The organism is Nocardia sp. NPDC052001 (genome assembly GCF_040680615.1).
Classification (GTDB): Bacteria; Actinomycetota; Actinomycetes; order Mycobacteriales; family Mycobacteriaceae; genus Nocardia.
The window spans coordinates 15,133-30,983 of record NZ_JBFAXC010000009.1; the positions used below are offsets into that span (position 1 = coordinate 15,133).

Annotated in this window: 14 protein-coding genes; 10 read left to right on the forward strand and 4 right to left on the reverse strand. The window is 65.7% G+C overall.

Annotation, left to right across the window (positions count from 1 at the left end; genetic code table 11):
* Positions 1-66: 66 nt before the first annotated feature.
* From AB0L82_RS32905 to AB0L82_RS32915, 3 genes are read left to right on the forward strand one after another with little or no spacing between them, the layout of a single operon-like run.
* Positions 67-921, forward strand: a complete 855-nt coding sequence (locus tag AB0L82_RS32905) for a short-chain dehydrogenase/reductase (protein WP_364645250.1) — start codon at positions 67-69, stop codon at positions 919-921.
* Positions 918-1,898, forward strand: a complete 981-nt coding sequence (locus AB0L82_RS32910) for an alpha/beta hydrolase (protein ID WP_364645253.1) — start codon at positions 918-920, stop codon at positions 1,896-1,898. The genes AB0L82_RS32905 and AB0L82_RS32910 overlap by 4 nt, the downstream gene beginning before the upstream one ends.
* A gap of 6 nt (positions 1,899-1,904) precedes the next feature.
* Positions 1,905-3,485, forward strand: coding sequence for an NAD(P)/FAD-dependent oxidoreductase (locus AB0L82_RS32915; RefSeq protein WP_364645258.1), 1,581 nt, complete (start codon positions 1,905-1,907; stop codon positions 3,483-3,485).
* A gap of 407 nt (positions 3,486-3,892) precedes the next feature.
* Here AB0L82_RS32915 and AB0L82_RS32920 read toward each other — a convergent pair whose 3' ends face one another.
* Together AB0L82_RS32920 and AB0L82_RS32925 are read right to left on the reverse strand one after the other, a co-directional pair.
* Positions 3,893-5,398, reverse strand: coding sequence for an AMP-binding protein (locus tag AB0L82_RS32920; protein WP_364645261.1), 1,506 nt, complete (start codon positions 5,396-5,398; stop codon positions 3,893-3,895).
* Positions 5,399-5,530: 132 nt separating this feature from the next.
* Entirely contained in the window at positions 5,531-6,529 is a 999-nt protein-coding gene (locus AB0L82_RS32925) for an AraC family transcriptional regulator (protein ID WP_364645264.1), read from the reverse strand.
* A 171-nt stretch (positions 6,530-6,700) separates the two neighbouring features.
* On the opposite strand from AB0L82_RS32925, the gene AB0L82_RS32930 reads away from it, so the two are divergent.
* From AB0L82_RS32930 to AB0L82_RS32960, 7 genes are read left to right on the forward strand one after another with little or no spacing between them, the layout of a single operon-like run.
* Positions 6,701-7,558: a MaoC/PaaZ C-terminal domain-containing protein gene (locus AB0L82_RS32930; protein ID WP_364645267.1), complete on the forward strand. Its 858-nt coding sequence runs from the start codon at positions 6,701-6,703 to the stop codon at positions 7,556-7,558.
* A 53-nt stretch (positions 7,559-7,611) separates the two neighbouring features.
* Positions 7,612-8,811: a lipid-transfer protein gene (locus tag AB0L82_RS32935; protein WP_364645270.1), complete on the forward strand. Its 1,200-nt coding sequence runs from the start codon at positions 7,612-7,614 to the stop codon at positions 8,809-8,811.
* A gap of 54 nt (positions 8,812-8,865) precedes the next feature.
* Entirely contained in the window at positions 8,866-9,297 is a 432-nt protein-coding gene (locus AB0L82_RS32940) for an SRPBCC family protein (protein ID WP_364645273.1), read from the forward strand.
* 30 nt (positions 9,298-9,327) lie between these two features.
* A complete protein-coding gene (locus AB0L82_RS32945; protein ID WP_364645276.1) occupies positions 9,328-10,206 on the forward strand; it encodes an SDR family oxidoreductase in 879 nt (292 codons plus the stop codon).
* Positions 10,206-11,075 (forward strand): alpha/beta hydrolase, encoded by an 870-nt coding sequence (locus tag AB0L82_RS32950; RefSeq protein WP_364645279.1) that lies wholly within the window; start codon positions 10,206-10,208, stop codon positions 11,073-11,075. Before AB0L82_RS32945 ends, AB0L82_RS32950 begins: the two co-directional genes overlap by 1 nt.
* A 20-nt stretch (positions 11,076-11,095) precedes the next feature.
* Positions 11,096-12,220, forward strand: coding sequence for an acyl-CoA dehydrogenase family protein (locus AB0L82_RS32955; protein ID WP_364645955.1), 1,125 nt, complete (start codon positions 11,096-11,098; stop codon positions 12,218-12,220).
* Between the two features lie 35 nt (positions 12,221-12,255).
* Entirely contained in the window at positions 12,256-13,389 is a 1,134-nt protein-coding gene (locus tag AB0L82_RS32960) for a CaiB/BaiF CoA-transferase family protein (protein WP_364645282.1), read from the forward strand.
* Between the two features lie 141 nt (positions 13,390-13,530).
* Here AB0L82_RS32960 and AB0L82_RS32965 read toward each other — a convergent pair whose 3' ends face one another.
* Complete coding sequence (locus AB0L82_RS32965; protein WP_364645285.1) at positions 13,531-14,415, reverse strand: alpha/beta hydrolase; 885 nt, start codon at positions 14,413-14,415, stop codon at positions 13,531-13,533.
* A gap of 331 nt (positions 14,416-14,746) precedes the next feature.
* Positions 14,747-15,778, reverse strand: coding sequence for an AraC family transcriptional regulator (locus tag AB0L82_RS32970; RefSeq protein WP_364645288.1), 1,032 nt, complete (start codon positions 15,776-15,778; stop codon positions 14,747-14,749).
* Positions 15,779-15,851 lie beyond the last annotated feature (73 nt).

Consider the following 15,851-nt stretch of genomic DNA (forward strand, 5'->3'; position numbering starts at 1 on the left):
TCTCGCAGATTCACACTGCCGCAAGCGCTTTCGGCATCGCTGCCGGAAGCGCGGTTAGGACAGCACATGTTCGGTTTCAATCGACCATCCCTCGACGTGTGCGGGCGGACCGTCCTGGTCACCGGGGCCGGAAGCGGAATAGGCGCGGCGACCGCGCGCGCCCTGCACGAGCGCGGGGCCGCGCTCGCACTGGTGGACGTCGACGAGATCGCCGTCAAGAAGATCGCCGTCGAACTCGGCGGCGACGCACTCGCGATGTCGGCGGACGTTCGTGACCGCGCGGCCATGGCCGCCGTCGTCGACAGGACGGTCGCGAATTTCGGTCGCCTGGACATCGTCGTCGCGAACGCGGGGGTCGCCCCACCTGCCGCGACCATCCGGACCGTGGATGCGGACGCCTTCGACCGTGTCCTCGACATCAACGTGACCGGGGTGTTCAATACCGTGCGCCCGGCGCTCGAGCATGTCATCGAGCGTCGCGGGCATGTCGTCGTGGTGGCGTCCGCGGCGGCCTTCGCTCCGGGCGCGGGCGGCTCCCCGTACATGATGAGCAAGGCGGCGGTGGAACAGTTCGGCCGCGCCCTGCGCATCGAACTCGCCGCGGTGGGGGCGAGCGCGGGCATCGCGTATTTCGGTGTGGTCGAGACCCCGATGGTCCGCGACAACGAATCCGACCCGCTGATCAAGGAGATCACCGGCTTGCTGCCGTGGCCGCTGAGCCGTCGCATCAGCCAGGAGCACGCGGCCCGGGTCATCGCGGACGCGATCGCGAATCGCTCGGCGCAGACCATCGCCCCGGCGTCGTGGCTGCCGTATTCGCTGCTGCGGGGTGTGGCGAATCTGCTCATCGACGACCATGCGGCGGCGTCCAAGAGTATGCATGAGCTGCTGCGCCGGGTCGAAGCGAGGGCGTCGGCATGACCGGCACACCGCACTCGTCGCTGATCGGGGGCACGCCCAGCGTGCGCAGTATCGTGCTGGCCCAGGCGCTGCGAGTTTCGTTGCGCCCGTTGGCCGATCACGCCGGTGTCGGCGGGCCGAGGTTGACCGGGCTGCGCTGGATGAGCGATCGGATCGGTCACTTCGACGTACCGCGCGGGACGACCGTGGACGCGATCTCGGTCGGTGACCATCGTGCCGCAGTCGTGAACGCGGTCGACGCCGACCCGCGTGACGGGGTGATGCTCTATCTGCACGGTGGCGGTTTCGTGCTCGGGTCGCCGGATTCGCATCGCGCGGTGGCCGCGCGGCTGTCCCGGTCGGCGGGTGTACCGGTGCTGTTGCCCGCGTACCGCAAAGCGCCCGAGCATCCCTTCCCGGCGGCGGCGGACGATGTGCTGTTCTGGTACCGGCATCTGCTGAGCCAGGGCGTCACGCCCGATCGCATTGTGGTGGGCGGGGATTCGGCGGGCGGCCATCTGCTCTGCGGTCTGATCGAACAGCTGCGGGCAACGGGGCTGCCGGTACCCGCGGGTGCGGTGCTGTTCTCGCCGCTGCTGGATCTGGGCCTGGTCGACGGTGACGAACGGGCAGCGCGCCGCCGAGACCCGTTCTCCTCGGCGGCCTTCGCACGTCGCGCGGTCGAGGTCTATCTCGGCGAGGTCGATCCTGAGGATCCGCGCGTCGATGTGCTGTCCGCCGACTTCGGTGGTTGGCCGCCCACCCTCATCCAAGTCGGTGGCACCGAAATGCTTTTGGAGGATGCGCGAGCGCTGGCCGCCGCGCTCGCCGCGGCCGGTGTGCCTCATCAGTTGCAGGTGTGGCGCGGCCAGGTGCACTCCTTCCACCTGATGTCCATGGTCGCGCCGGAACCTCGCCGGGCGCTCGAGGACGCGGGCAGGTTCGTCCGGGACTGTCTCTCGGATGCGGCGATCGACACCGTCGACCGGGCCGGGTGAGCACTCATGACATTGCAGAGAGAGAAGACCACGATGACACGCGAGCAAGCGCACACTCCCGACCACGAGGTGGTGATCATCGGCGCCGGGTTCGGCGGTATGGGGGCCGGGATCAAGCTCAAGCAGGCCGGGATCGAGGACTTCATGATCCTCGAGCGCCGCGACGAGGTCGGCGGCACCTGGCGCGACAACACCTATCCCGGTGTGGCGGTGGATATTCCGTCCTTCACCTACAGCTACCACTTCGAACCCAATCCGAACTGGTCGCGGCCCTTCGCGCCCGGAAAAGAGTTACAGGAGTACGCCGTCCACGTCGCCGACAAGTACGGGCTGCGACCGCATCTGCGCTTCGGCGTCGAGGTGGGGTCCGCGCGCTTCGACGAAGCCGCCGATTGCTGGCGGCTGGAGCTGGCCGACGGCTCCGCGCTATCGAGCCGATTCCTCATGTCCTGCCACGGAACCCTGGTCACGCCGTCGGTGCCGACGATTCCCGGACTGGCCGACTTCGAGGGCACGATCATCCAGACCATGGCCTGGGATCACGACCACGATCTGACCGATGAACGCGTCGCGGTCATCGGTACGGGGGCGTCGGGTATCCAGGTGATTCCGGCGATCGCCGACACTGTCAAGTCCATGCAGGTCTATCAGCGGACCCCGATCTGGGTATTGCCCAAGACCAATCCCGAGCTGAACACGTTGACCCAGAAGATCTTCGAGCATGTGCCGCTGGTGCAGCGCTCGTTACGTGTGGCCACCGGCGCGTTCACCGAGATCGTCGTGGTACTCGGTGCGGTCTACAACCGGGAACTGCCCTTCGTCGTCAAGGGGATCGAGCAGGGCTGCCTGGCGTATCTGCGCTCGGAGGTCAGCGATCCGGAGCTGCGTGAGAAGCTCACGCCCAGATACGGTTTCGGGTGTAAGCGGCCATCGTTCTCCGATACCTATTACGCCGCACTGCAACGTGAGCACGTCGAGCTGGTGACCGATGGCATCCAGACCGTCACCCCGACCGGAATCCGGACCGTCGACGGGATCGAGCGTGAGGTAGACACCATTGTGCTGGCAACCGGTTTCAAGGTTTTCGATGTGCCGTACGACCTGTACGGCATCGACGGCGTAACCCTCGAGGACCGATGGGACCGTGAGCGCCGTGAATCCTACGAAGGGGTGAGCCTGCGCGGTTACCCCAATATGTTCCTGGCTCCGGGCCCCTACGGGGTCACCGGCGCCTCCTGGTTCGCGACCGTCGACGTCTGCACCTCGCATGCGGTGCGCGTGATCACCGAAGCGCGCGCACGGTCGGCGACGCGCGTGGAGGTCTCGCGAACCGCACAGGACCGGTACATGCGCAAAGTGCTCGCCCGCATGGGCAACACCATGTTCAAGAGTCCCGCCTGCGCAGGGTCGAACAGCTACTACATCGACAAACACGGCGATGCCTCGCTGGCCCGGCCCACTCCCGGAGTGCAGGCGTGGTGGGCGCAGCGCCGATTCGACCTGAACGACTACGAATTCCGTGGCCATGGTTCGTTTGCGGCAGTCCTGCGGTCGCCCGCCATGGAGGATATTGCTGGTCACCGCTAGGAATTTGGCATCAGATTTGGCATCACGACAGCGTGGGACCTGTCGGTCATAGTGGGACTGCGCGTACAGGGCGGACGATTGATATTCCGCTGACCTGTATGTACGGGACGCAGCGGTACGTGTTGACATGCCCGGAACTGTTTCCCGTTGGCTCATAACCCAGAGGTCGCAGGTTCAAATCCTGTCCCCGCTACCAACGAGGGCGGTCCTGACCGGTTGGTTTCAGGACTGCCCTCGATCTTTGTTGCGGTTCTTGGCAACGGATTTGGCAACTCGTCGCTATATCTGCACCCGCTCGGTGCACGAGAACTGCGAAACGCATTGCGAACAGGTGATTCTCGGCGGGTCCTGCGGAACGGAGCGGGACGATGAGATCGCTGGGGTGCCAACCCCGCGATCCCAGGGAGTTATATCTTGGTCGCGGCATCCCGCCAGTAAGGGTCGCGCAGGCGACGCTTGAACAGTTTTCCTGACTCCTCGCGCGGTAGCTCATCGTCGAAGACGACCACTCTGGGGACCTTGAACCCGGCGAGCCGGGCACGCACGAAGTCGCGTACCTCGGCCTCGGTCAGTTCGGCCCCTTCGGCCAATTCGATATGGGCGGCGAGGGATTCGCCGTACTCCTCGTCGGGAATACCGAATACCGCGCAGTCCGCCACCTCGGGCAGCTCGTGCAGCACGCCCTCGATCTCGGCCGGATAGATGTTCACCCCGCCCGAGATCACCATGTCGCTCATCCGGTCGGTCAGATACAAGTACCCTTCGGCATCGACGCGGCCCATATCGCCGACGGTCACGAATCCGTCGAGCTCGATATCGCGACGCTTCGTGTCGTCCCCGCGGTAGGTGAATCCTGGCCAGTAGTCCGCCGGTTTCAGGTACACGACGCCTACCTCTCCGACCGGCGCTTCCCGATTATCCGGGCCGACGATTCGAACGGCCGCACCGTCGACCGGTGCACCGACGGTTCCCAGGTGGCGCAGCCACTCTTCGGCGGAACACCACACGATCGGTCCCGTTTCCGAGCCGCCGTAATACTCCGTGACGATCGGGCCGAGCCAGTCGATCATCTGCTGCTTCACATGCTGCGGGCAGGGCGCTGCCGAATGCACGATCGAGGTCAGCGACGAGAGATCGTACTTGCGGCGCACCTGCTCCGGCAGGCGTAGCAGGCGAGTGAACATGGTGGGCACCATCTGTACCTGCTCGACGCGATGGCGTTCGATCGCGGCGAGGAACTCCTCGGGATCGAAGCGCGTCAGGATGGTGGTGTCCATCCCCAGGCGTACAGCGAACACTCCCATCGTATTCGGCGCGGTGTGGTACAGCGGGGCTGGAATGAGGGTGCGGCCGCCGGGCCGCAATCCCATCCGGGCCATCGCACCCATCGCCATTCGCACCATCGACTCGGCGGAAACCGCCTCGCGCACAATTCCTTTGGGTTTGCCGGTGGTACCGGAGGTGTAGATCAGCCCGAGCCCGCTCGCAGCGGGCGCGGCCGAGCCCTCGGGCTCGTGCCCGGCCAGCCAAGACTCGTACTCGCGATGCGAACCGGGCACGGACTCGCCCGTCGAGGACACCACAATCAAGGGGATGGACCCGACGGTCGCGTCGTCGACCACAGCCGCGAAGTCTGAATGCACGAACGCCGCCTTGGCGGCGCTGTCGGTCAAGAGATGGGCGAGCTCCGCAGACTTCCAATGCCAGTTCACCGGAACCGGATTCGCACCCGACAACGATATCCCGGCGCTGATCTCGAGGAACTCCACCGAATTCGCCAGTACGACAGCGATATTGTCGCCCGCGGTCACGCCGAGCCCGGCGAGTCCGGACGCGATGCGGGCGGCTCGTTCCTGCAACTGCGGATGGGTCCGTTCGACGGACCCGCATCGAATCATCGGAGTGTCGGACATGGTCTCCCTCTCAGCCGCATCGCTAATCAGGATGTGACGCTACGCACACCGCGGGCGGGTGCCGATGACCGCAATGCGCGCAGTGTATGACCACACCGCGCATGATCCGGTCGGTCTCGGGGTGTCCGGCGATCAGCGCGAGTCGAGGCGATACGAACCGGGTGCGATGCCGGTCCAACGGCGGAAAGCGCGGCGGAAAGCGCTCGGCTCGGAGTAGCCGAGCCGTTCGGAGAGTTCCTCGATGGTCTCCTGACCCTGGACCAGGCTTTCGATAGCGCGATCGCGCAGGATGTCTTCCTGGATCGTCCGGTACGAGGTTCCTTCTTCACGCAGCAGGCGGCGCACGTGCTGGGCGCTCAGCGACAGCCGCTTGGCGACATCCTCTGCGGCGAGCCAGTCGGTAGAAGTATTGCGCTCCAGTATGTTTCGCACCCGATCGGCGGTGGTCACGTCGTAGCGGTTGCGGAACAGCAGCCCGGCCGGCGCGGTGCGCAGGAATTCGTCCAGCTCCGCTTCGGTGCGAACCACCGGTATCGACAGGTACATCGAGTCGAAGGCGAAACCGGTGCCGGTCGCATCGAAGGTGGGTGTGACACCGTAGATGAGCCGATAGTCCGACTCGTAAGGCGGTGCCGGATAAGGCAATTCCACTGCCGTGAGCCGTATTTGCTTGCGTATCAGCCACGATGCGAATCGATGGATGACCGCGACAGCGATATCGACGACGAGTGGATCCAGCGGTGTCGCCGGATCGCCGTGCATCACAACCCTAGCCTGGGAGCCGTCCACGGTCAGCGTGACACGGGCTTCGGTGCTGAGGGCGAGGAATTCGGTGAAGCGGGTCAGTGCGGTGCGCAGGTCGGGCGCGTGCACGACGCCGTAGCTGATCATCCGGAAGGTGCCACGCGGAATCGGGCGTGGACCGAGCCCGGCCAGCTCGTCGTCGGTCAGCTCCCACAACGCTCGCACGACGCGGGCGGCCTGCGCCTCGGTGACGCGGACCCGGTCGTGGCCGATCATTTCGGGAGTGATGCGGGCCGCTCGCAGTGCGCCGCGAATGTCGATGCCGCGCGCGACGGCGGTCGTCATCGCGGCACGAATGAACTGAATCGCCACGGTGCGCGTTGCCATCGTCCCTCCTTCCGTGTCGGCAACCTACCAAAGCGGCCATGCACGTTTCTGTCACAAACCATGCGAAGTCGAGTCATTTCGGGCGATCTTCCCAGTTCATAGGCTCGAGGAACGAGCGATGCGGCCGTGCTTGCGGCCACGCACGACTCTGTGACGCGAGGAGGATGGTGAATGTCCGAGCACGTATTCGATATCGCCGGCATCGGTGTGTGGGGGCCCGAGATCGAATTCCCGGTCGAGAAGCAACGCTCGATCGCCTACGCCGAGGCGACCAACGACCCGATCGCCCAGCACCTGGACGGCACCTTCGCTCCCCCGGTTTTCGCGGTGGTCCCCGCACTGACCGACATGGCCGACCAGACGATGTCCGTGGTGCCCGACGAGCTGATGCTCCGAATCCTGCACGGTGAGCAGGACTTCCGCTTCCACCGTCCGATCGTGCCCGGCGAGACGCTGCGGGTGCGGTCCAAGGTCGTCGGCATCCGCGGCAAGTCGACCGGCGTCGTGGTGACCACCCTCGGCGAAACGCGGGACGCGGCCGGCGCGCTGGTCAACGAGCAGTATTTCACCGGCTTCTTCAAGGGCGGCGTCTGGCCGCACGAGGCCGGAATCGCCGCGCCCGCACACTCTTTCGACGAGGCGCTGCGCGACCGCGCGGCTGACTTCGTGGTCGAGCAGCAGTTCGACAAGGACCAGACCTTCCGTTACGCCGAACCAGCGGGCGATCCGATGCCCATCCACCTGGATGACGACTTCGCCAGGCAGATGGGGCTGCCCGGGATCATCATCCACGGGCTGTGCACCATGGCCTTCACCTCGCACGCGGTGCTCTCGCAGGTGGCGCTCGATGATCCGGCCCGGTTGCGACGCCTCGCGGTGCGGTTCAGCAAGCCCGCCTGTCCGGAGCAGCTCATCACCACCTCGATCTGGCATACCGGCGACACCGAGGGCCGCCGGGTCTACGCGTTCGAAAGCGCGAGCGGCGAGGGCGACGCGCTCATCCGCGACGGCATTGCCGAGATCGCGTAATCCACTGGGCCACAACGGCTATGCCACGACCTTCAGGCAGAGGAGTTCGACCAATGACCAATCGCGTCTACGTCGTCGGTGTCGGTATGACGAAATTCGAGAAGCCCGGCCGCCGCGCCGATTGGGACTACCCGGCCATGGCCTTGGAATCCGGCACCAAGGCGCTCGCAGATGCGGGCATCGCTTATGACAAAGTCGAGCAGGCCTACGCGGGCTACTGCTATGGCGATTCCTGCTCCGGTCACCGTGCCGTCTACGGGCTCGGCATGACCGGCATCCCGGTGTTCAATGTGAACAGCAACTGCTCGACCGGTTCGAGCGCGATGTTCCTTGCCGCCCAAGCTATTCGGAGCGGGATGGCCGACTGCACGCTGGCCATCGGGTTCGAGAAGATGCAGCCCGGCTCGCTCGGCTCCACCTTCGACGACCGCGAGCCGCCCATGCAGCGCCACCTGCTGGCCATGGCGGAACTGCGCGAGATCGCGTTCCCGCCCGCGCCGTGGATGTTCGGCGCCGCCGGACTCGAACACAACGAGAAGTACGGCTCCACGCCGGAACACTTCGTCAAGATCGCCGCCAAGAACCATCGGCACTCCGTGCACAACCCGTACGCGCAGTTCCAGAACGACTACACCGAGGACCAGATCAAGGCGGACAAGATGGTGTACGCCGCTGCCGGGCTGACCAGGCCGATGTGTTCACCGACCTCCGACGGGTCGGGTGCGGCCATCCTGGCCAGCGAGCGGTTCGTCGAGGATAACGATCTCGCAGGTCAGGCTGTCGAGATCGTCGGTCAGTCGCTGGTCACCGATCTTCCCGGCACGCTCGACAGCGGCAGCCTGATCACGCTGGTCGGCGCGGATATGAGCCGCACCGCCGCCCGGCGCGTGTACGAGCAGGCGCAGCTCGGTCCCGAGGACATCGACGTGATCGAGTTGCACGACTGCTTCGCACCCAACGAGCTGCTCACCTACGAGGCGCTCGGATTGGCCGGCGAAGGCGAGGCGCACAAGCTCGTCGACGCCGGCGACACCACCTACGGCGGTCGCTGGGTGGTCAACCCGTCCGGCGGCCTGATCTCCAAGGGACATCCGCTCGGCGCCACCGGTTTGGCGCAGACCGCCGAATTGACCTGGCAGCTGCGCGGTCTCGCCGACCAGCGTCAGGTGGCGGGGGCGAAAGTCGCGCTGGCACACAATATCGGCCTCGGCGGCTCGGTCGTGGTGACCGCCTACCGCCCGGCCGAACGCTGATCCGACAGCGGCAAAGACCAAATCCGACAACACGTTTCGAGAAGGACACAACTCATGGCACTCGCTTCGGCAGCCAAGGAAATCGCGGCCACCCCGGACAAGGTGTGGGCGATCATCGCCGACCCCAGCCGCAATGCGGAATGGAACACCATGCACACCAAGTGGAAAGACGAGCCGCCCACCCAGGTATCACAGGGTTCCACCATGAACGAGGTCCTCTCGATCATGGGTATGCCCAACACCATCACCTGGACCGTCACCGAGTACGACGCCCCCAAGTCCTTCACCATCTCCGGCGTCGGCATGGCGAACGCGAAGGTCACCTTCACGCTGTCGGTGCAGGCCCATGACGCCGGGTCGGTGACGAAGATCGACGCCGAATTCATCAGCCAGATGATGGTCGGCGCGATCGGCAAGGCGATCGAGCGGACCGCGCTCAAGGAACTCGACGCCTCGCTGGACCGGCTCGCCGCTCTCGTCGCCTGACCACTCAGCCACGTAGACAAGGGAATTCACATGGGATCAATGGACAATCGGGTCGCCATCGTCACCGGCGCCGGGCGCGGCATCGGCCGGGAACACGCGCTGCTACTGGCCAAGGAGGGTGCGAGCGTCGTCGTCAACGATCTCGGTGGCGGTAATGACGGCAGCGGCTCCGACGCCGGGCCCGCGCAGGAGGTCGTCGACGAGATTGTCGCCGCGGGCGGCAGGGCGATCGCCAACACCGACAGCGTCGCCGACTGGGATGGCGCGAAACGTCTTGTCGACCAAGCGATATCGGAGTTCGGCGGACTCGACGTCGTGGTGAACAATGCGGGCATCCTGCGCGATGCGTTCATCGCGGGCATCGAGAAGTCGCAGTGGGACTCGGTCCTGGGCGTGCACCTGAACGGTCACTTCAACCTGCTACGGCACGCGGCGGTGTACTGGAAGGAGCAGTCGAAGGCCGGTACTCCGCGCAATGCCGCGGTGATCAATACCGGCTCGGCGTCGGGCACCTTCTCGACGCTACCCGGCCAGGTCAATTACGCCGCGGCCAAGGCGGGCATCGCCGCCATGACACTCGTTGCCGCCGAGGAACTCTCGCGCTACGGCGTGCGGGTGAACGCGATCGCCCCGGTGGCCCGCACCCGGCTCACCCTGGCCACCCCGGGAATGAGCGCCATCTTCGCCGAAGAGGTACCCGACGGCGAGTTCGACGCCTTCAGTCCGGCGAACATCGCGCCCGTCGTCGCCTACCTGGCGAGCGAGAAGTGCCCGCTGAACGGCAAGGTGCTCGCGGTGCAGGGCGGGGCCGTCTCGCTGCTGGAAGGCTGGACGTTCAAGGAAACCGTGGAAACCGAAGGCCCCTGGCTGCTCGACGAGCTGCCCGGGCAGTTCGATCGCTGGTCGTAATGAGCACGTCGTTCATCGTGGAGCGACGCGTCACGTACGCGGGATTCGGTACCCGGGAGCTGGTAGTGGCGGGCGCAGGTCCCACGATCGTGCTGGTTCACGGATTCGGGAACACGTCGGAAATCTGGCGGCGGGTCCTGGACTCGATGTACCAGGCCGGGCAGTCGGCGGTCGCCGTCGACCTGCCGGGCTTCGGGGAGGCCGATCCGCTGCGCCCGGGAGAGCTCATGCCACAGCTCGATTCCTTCCTCGACGCCGTGATCCAGCATCACGGTCGCTCCGAAGCGGTTGTGTTGGTGGGGAACTCACTCGGCGCGGCCACGATCCTGCGCGCATGCCGCAACAGTGAGCTGCCCATTGCCGCCGTGCTGGCTCTCGATACCGCGGGAATTACTTGGAAGCCTTTGGTTTCCGCCGGTCTGAGGCCGCTGATCGCGGCCACCGGCCTGGCCACCAGGATCCGGATTCCACGCGCTGTGCATCGGGTTCTGGTCAAACGGGCGCTGAGCCATCTGCTGTACGGCCGCAGATCGGCCATCGAACCCGCGGTCGTCGGGCAATTGGCCGATGGCGTCGACGACCCGATCGAGACCCACCGGCTGATACGCCAGGGCGCGGAGTTCAAAAGGGAGCTCGACCGCACTCGGGATCACGGCGGTGTGGGCGTCCCGATGGTCGCCGTACACGGCGCGCGGGATCGGCTGGTGCCGCTATCGACCAGCCGAATTCTTCGCGATGCCAATCCGGGCAGCAGGCTCGTCGTGCTGCCGCACGCCGGTCATTGCCCGCAACTCGACGCGACCAGCGTCATAGCCTGTCTCGCAAGGGAATTCGCGACCATGTCGACCGACGCCAAGGAGATCTCGTGACCACCCACCGACCCCATTGGATGAATGAGGAACTCGACCAGGTCGCCGAACTCGCCGGCGGCTTCTTCACGAAATTCTGTGCCCCGCACGAAGCTCGCTGGGGAAAACAGCAACATGTCGACCGGGAAGTCTGGACCACCGCGGGGCAGCTCGGCCTGCTGTGCGCCAGCATTCCTGAGGAATACGGCGGCGGCGGAGGGGATTTCGCCCACGAGGCCGTGATCGCGATCGAACAGGTGCGAGCCCTCGCGCCGAGCTTCGGTGGCGTGCTGCACAGCGGCATCATCGCGCACTACATCAACGCGTACGGCACCGAGGAACAGAAACGCGCCTGGTTGCCGAAGATGGCCAGCGGCGAGATCATCGCCGCCATCGCGATGACCGAGCCCGGTACCGGATCGGATCTGCAGAACGTCAAGACGCGCGCGGTCAAGGACGGTGACGACTACGTCATCAACGGCGCGAAGACATTCATCTCCAACGGATTCCTGTGCGATCTCGTCATCGTGGTGGCCAAAACCGGTGACGAGGGCAGCATCGGCGATGTCTCGCTGATCGGCGTGGAAACCGCTGGCATGCCGGGTTTCTCCCGCGGCCGGAATCTGGAGAAGGTCGGCCAGCACGGCCAGGACACCTGTGAACTCAATTTCGAAAATGTGCGAGTGCCCCGGTCGAACCTCCTCGGCAGCGACGAGGGGCAGGGCTTCATCCAGCTCATGCACCAGCTCCCGCAAGAACGGCTCCTGCTGGCCGTCTCGGCGGCCGCGACCGTCGAAAAAGCGGTACAGGTGACCGTCGACTACGCGCGGGAACGCACCGCCTTCGGCAAACCGCTGTTCGCCTTCCAGAACACGAAGTTCGTGCTGGCCGAATGCGACACGCTCGCCTCGGTGTGCTGGAGCTTTCTCGACGGCTGTGTCGAAAAGCATCTGAGAAACGAACTCGACATCACGACCGCGGCCAAGGCGAAATGGTGGCTCACCGAGCAGCAGTGCACCGTGGTCGACCGCTGCGTGCAGGTATTCGGCGGCTACGGCTACATGACGGAGTACCCGATCGCCCGCATGTACGCCGACTCGCGCATCCAGAAGATCTACGGCGGCACCAGCGAGATCATGAAGGAACTGATTTCGCGAAGTCTGTAGTCGCCCAATAACTCTCGACAGAAAGAGAATCGACGATGGGTCCTCTGACCGGAGTCAAAGTAGTCGAAATCGCAAGTCTTGCTCCGGCGCCGTTCGGCTGCATGATCCTCGCCGACCTGGGCGCGGAGATACTGCGGGTCGATCGGGCAAGCGGTTCGGCTGCCGTCACCGCACCGGCGGGCCCCCTCGATCGGGGGCGGCGCAGCGTCGCCGTGGATCTGAAGAATCCGGAAGGCGTTGCCGCCGTACACCGTTTCGCGCGGGAGGCAGATGTCTTCGTCGAGGGATTCCGCCCCGGGGTCGCGGAACGACTCGGCATCGGACCAGACGCCCTGCTCGCGGTGAATCCGCGGCTGATCTACGGTCGGATGACCGGCTGGGGTCAGCAGGGCCCGCTGGCTCCCCGCGCGGGCCACGACATCAACTACATCGCGATCGCGGGGGCGCTCGAGCCGATCGGCCGGGCCGGTGAACGCCCACAAGCACCGCTGAACCTGCTGGGCGACTTCGCCGGTGGCGGTGCATTTCTCGCCCTCGGCGTGCTCGCCGCGCTCTATGAGCGCGAGCGCTCGGGGCGGGGTCAGGTCATCGACGCGGCCATGGTCGACGGCGCGAACATCCTGATGTCATTCCTGCACGGTATGCGCGCCAATGGAATGTGGCCGAACCCGCGCGGGGAGAACATGCTCGACGGCGCCGCACCCTTCTACGACACCTACGAAACCGCCGACGGCAAGTTTATGGCCGTCGGCTGCGTCGAACCGCAGTTCTACGCGCAACTGCTCGACACTCTCGGGATCGACGCGTCGGAACTGCCGTTTCAACTCGACGCCACCGGATTCGAGCAGATAAGAAAACTCCTCGGCGACACGTTCCGCACCAGGACCCGCGACGAATGGGCCGCCCTCTTCGCCGACTCGGATGCTTGCGTGACGCCGGTTCTTTCCCCCTGGGAAGCACACGAACACCCACACAATCAGGCACGGGACGCGTTCGTCGAAGTCGCCGGCCTGATCCAGCCCGCCCCCGCCCCGCGATTCAGCCGCTCACAACTCGACCCACCCACGGCGATGGACGCCGACGGACGCAATGTCCGTGCGGCACTGACGAATTGGGGTTTGTCGGAAGCGGAGTCACAGCAGCTCATGGACAGCGGTGCCGTGCGGTAATCGCACCATCGCCACGCCTGGCCCGGACTATATCGAACGCGCCATTCCACCGGTGGTCGCCGGAACGGTTGCGGCGGCGAACGTTTCGGCCGATCCGCGGCGGCTCGGCGGGGTCTTCAGCGTCAGCGCCAGACGGGGCGGTCAGGCCGATGTCGATTCGCGTGCGTTCTGGGCGAGCCGGTGTAGTGCTGCGGTGACGACGGTCGGCTGTTCGACCGGACCGCAGTGGCCTCCGGGCAACTCCAGCAGTCCCATTGGGTTCGGTAACAGGGACTCGAGCCGGATCGAATGGGACATCGGTAGCAGCCTGTCGTCGGTGCTCCCGATCACAAGTGTCGGGGCGGTGAGCCGGCTGTGATCGAGCTGTTCGGTGCGCAGCGCCGCTAGGGTGCGAATGAAGTGGCCGCGGGTGGTGGCTGGGGTGGTGAGGATCAGCTCCTGTATCAGTGCTCGTGCCGCAGGGGTGGCGGTCGACCCGACCGTGAGGGGTGAGAGCAGCGCCGATCGCAGGGGTAGGCGTACCGGAACCGGTGTGCCGCCGAATGTTTCGATCACGAGCCCGCTGAGTGATGTCATGAGCGCGGTCATCGATTCGGGCATCCGTGACCCTGCGGGCGGTGTCGTCAGGCCGTCGGCCAGTTCGCCGGGGGAGGTGTTCATCAGCACGGTGGCGTCGGCGAAACGGGCTACGTCGGCGGGGTATTGGTCCGCCCATGCTTGAATCGTGATGCCGCCCATGGAGTGTCCTGCGAGCAGAGCGCGTTCGCCGCTGCGGAGCGTCGAGCGCAGCACCGCGGCCAGATCGTCGCCGAGGCATTGGATGGTATGCGCGGCTTGTGGGGGACGGGCGCTGAGCCCATGTCCGCGGTGGTCGAATGCGATGACGCGGTAGTTCTCGGCCAGGTCGGCGATCTGATGGCTCCAGAAGCGGATGCCGCAGCAGACGCCGTGGCTGAGCACGATCGGGTATCCGTGCTCGGGGCCGAACACCTCGACATGGATGCGGGTGCCGTCGGCGGATCGCACCTCCGATGCCCGGCCGGAGGGCAGGCTGTAGAACTGCCGGAACTCGGCGTGGTCCTGGAGCCGAGCTAGCTGGCGGCGGCTCAGCGAACGCCACCTCCCCGCCCTCGTGTCTGTTCCGCCCCGAGGGGGAGTGGCGTCGGATGAGGTCTGCTGAAAGGTCCGGCTACCGGCTCGACGTTGAGCGCACATACCGTCACGCTAGCTAGAGATGTGAATCCTGTCTAGTAGACCTATCGGCACGCTTGCGTGATGGGTAGGTTTATTTTGCCTGATGAATGCCCACTGTCATTCTTTAAGTGAACAACAGTTAGCAAACCATTAACCGTAGTGATCAGTTCGCCCCACCTGATGTTCGACGTGTTCGCGAGTACCGGCCCGGGGGCTGGCCGCGCCAGGCCTTGAAGGCGTGGGTGAAGGACGAGGCGCTGGAGTAGCCGAGGCGTTCGGCGGTCTGTTCGACAGTGAGGCCCGCGTCGAGTAGCTCCTCGGCGAGCAGGCCGAAGGTCTCCTCGCTGAGTTCGCGGAAGGTGGCGCCTTCCTCGGAGAGTCGGCGACGCAGAGTGCGAATGCTCAGATTGAGGTCGGCGGCGACCTCGGGCTGGCCCGCGAGGCCGCCACGGCGGACCAGGGCGTCGCGGACGCGGCCGCTGATGCCGAGGCGCTCGCGGCGCCGGTTCACCAGTTCGGCGCACTGGCCTTCGTACATGGCGGCGATGGTCCGATTCGCCTGCGGCAGTGGCATGTCCAGGGCCGAGGCATCGAAGCTCAGCAGCGGCCTGGGCGCATCGAAAACGGCGGTGATACCGGAGCTGTACGTCAGGAGTTCGTCGTAGGCGGGGTCGGCGGGGAAGGGAATCTCTATGCGGCGGACCGGTAATGCCGTCGGGATCAACTCGCGTTGGATCGTCAGCGTCGCCTGCAGATCACGCTCCATGTGAAAGCGGCGCACCGCGGCGGGCACCACGCGGTCGTCGAAGGTGATGGCCGGATGTGGTCCGTCGTGATCGAGAGTGATGCGGGCGAACGAGAACGATAGTTCGGCGAACCCGATGCCGACCTCGAGCGCACTGCGGACGTCCGGGCTGCTGAGTATGGCGAAGCCCCATACGCCGTGGCTGCTCGCGTGGTAGCGGGCTCCGGCGGCCAGGCCGAGACCGGGCCGGTCGCCGAGTTCCTCGACGAGGTTTCGCAACAGGGCCAATTCCTGGCCGGCGGTGATTTCGGCGGTCGGGTCGTGCAGCACGGTCGTGCGGATTCCGGTGCCGCGCAGGAGCTGCGTCGTCGATGCGCCGTACTCGACGGCGAAGTCGGTCAGCAGCGTGGCGCTGGTGACCGCGCGGACCTTCGCCCAGGGATCGGTCATGGGGCCATGCTGCTCCGGTTTGGCCCAACTTCGCAAGTTAGTGGCCCGGCATCTCATGGTTGGCCCAGGTCAG

Excerpts from the sequence above, each read along its gene's own strand:
- AB0L82_RS32910 (WP_364645253.1), top strand. The coding sequence starts at position 918 with ATGACCGGCACACCGCACTCGTCGCTGATCGGGGGCACGCCCAGCGTG.
- AB0L82_RS32905 (WP_364645250.1), top strand. The coding sequence starts at position 67 with ATGTTCGGTTTCAATCGACCATCCCTCGACGTGTGCGGGCGGACCGTC.
- AB0L82_RS32950 (WP_364645279.1), top strand. The coding sequence starts at position 10,206 with ATGAGCACGTCGTTCATCGTGGAGCGACGCGTCACGTACGCGGGATTC.
- AB0L82_RS32940 (WP_364645273.1), top strand. The coding sequence starts at position 8,866 with ATGGCACTCGCTTCGGCAGCCAAGGAAATCGCGGCCACCCCGGACAAG.
- AB0L82_RS32970 (WP_364645288.1), bottom strand. The coding sequence starts at position 15,778 with ATGACCGATCCCTGGGCGAAGGTCCGCGCGGTCACCAGCGCCACGCTG.
- AB0L82_RS32930 (WP_364645267.1), top strand. The coding sequence starts at position 6,701 with ATGTCCGAGCACGTATTCGATATCGCCGGCATCGGTGTGTGGGGGCCC.
- AB0L82_RS32955 (WP_364645955.1), top strand. The coding sequence starts at position 11,096 with ATGAATGAGGAACTCGACCAGGTCGCCGAACTCGCCGGCGGCTTCTTC.
- AB0L82_RS32945 (WP_364645276.1), top strand. The coding sequence starts at position 9,328 with ATGGGATCAATGGACAATCGGGTCGCCATCGTCACCGGCGCCGGGCGC.
- AB0L82_RS32935 (WP_364645270.1), top strand. The coding sequence starts at position 7,612 with ATGACCAATCGCGTCTACGTCGTCGGTGTCGGTATGACGAAATTCGAG.
- AB0L82_RS32960 (WP_364645282.1), top strand. The coding sequence starts at position 12,256 with ATGGGTCCTCTGACCGGAGTCAAAGTAGTCGAAATCGCAAGTCTTGCT.
- AB0L82_RS32915 (WP_364645258.1), top strand. The coding sequence starts at position 1,905 with ATGACATTGCAGAGAGAGAAGACCACGATGACACGCGAGCAAGCGCAC.
- AB0L82_RS32925 (WP_364645264.1), bottom strand. The coding sequence starts at position 6,529 with ATGGCAACGCGCACCGTGGCGATTCAGTTCATTCGTGCCGCGATGACG.
- AB0L82_RS32920 (WP_364645261.1), bottom strand. The coding sequence starts at position 5,398 with ATGTCCGACACTCCGATGATTCGATGCGGGTCCGTCGAACGGACCCAT.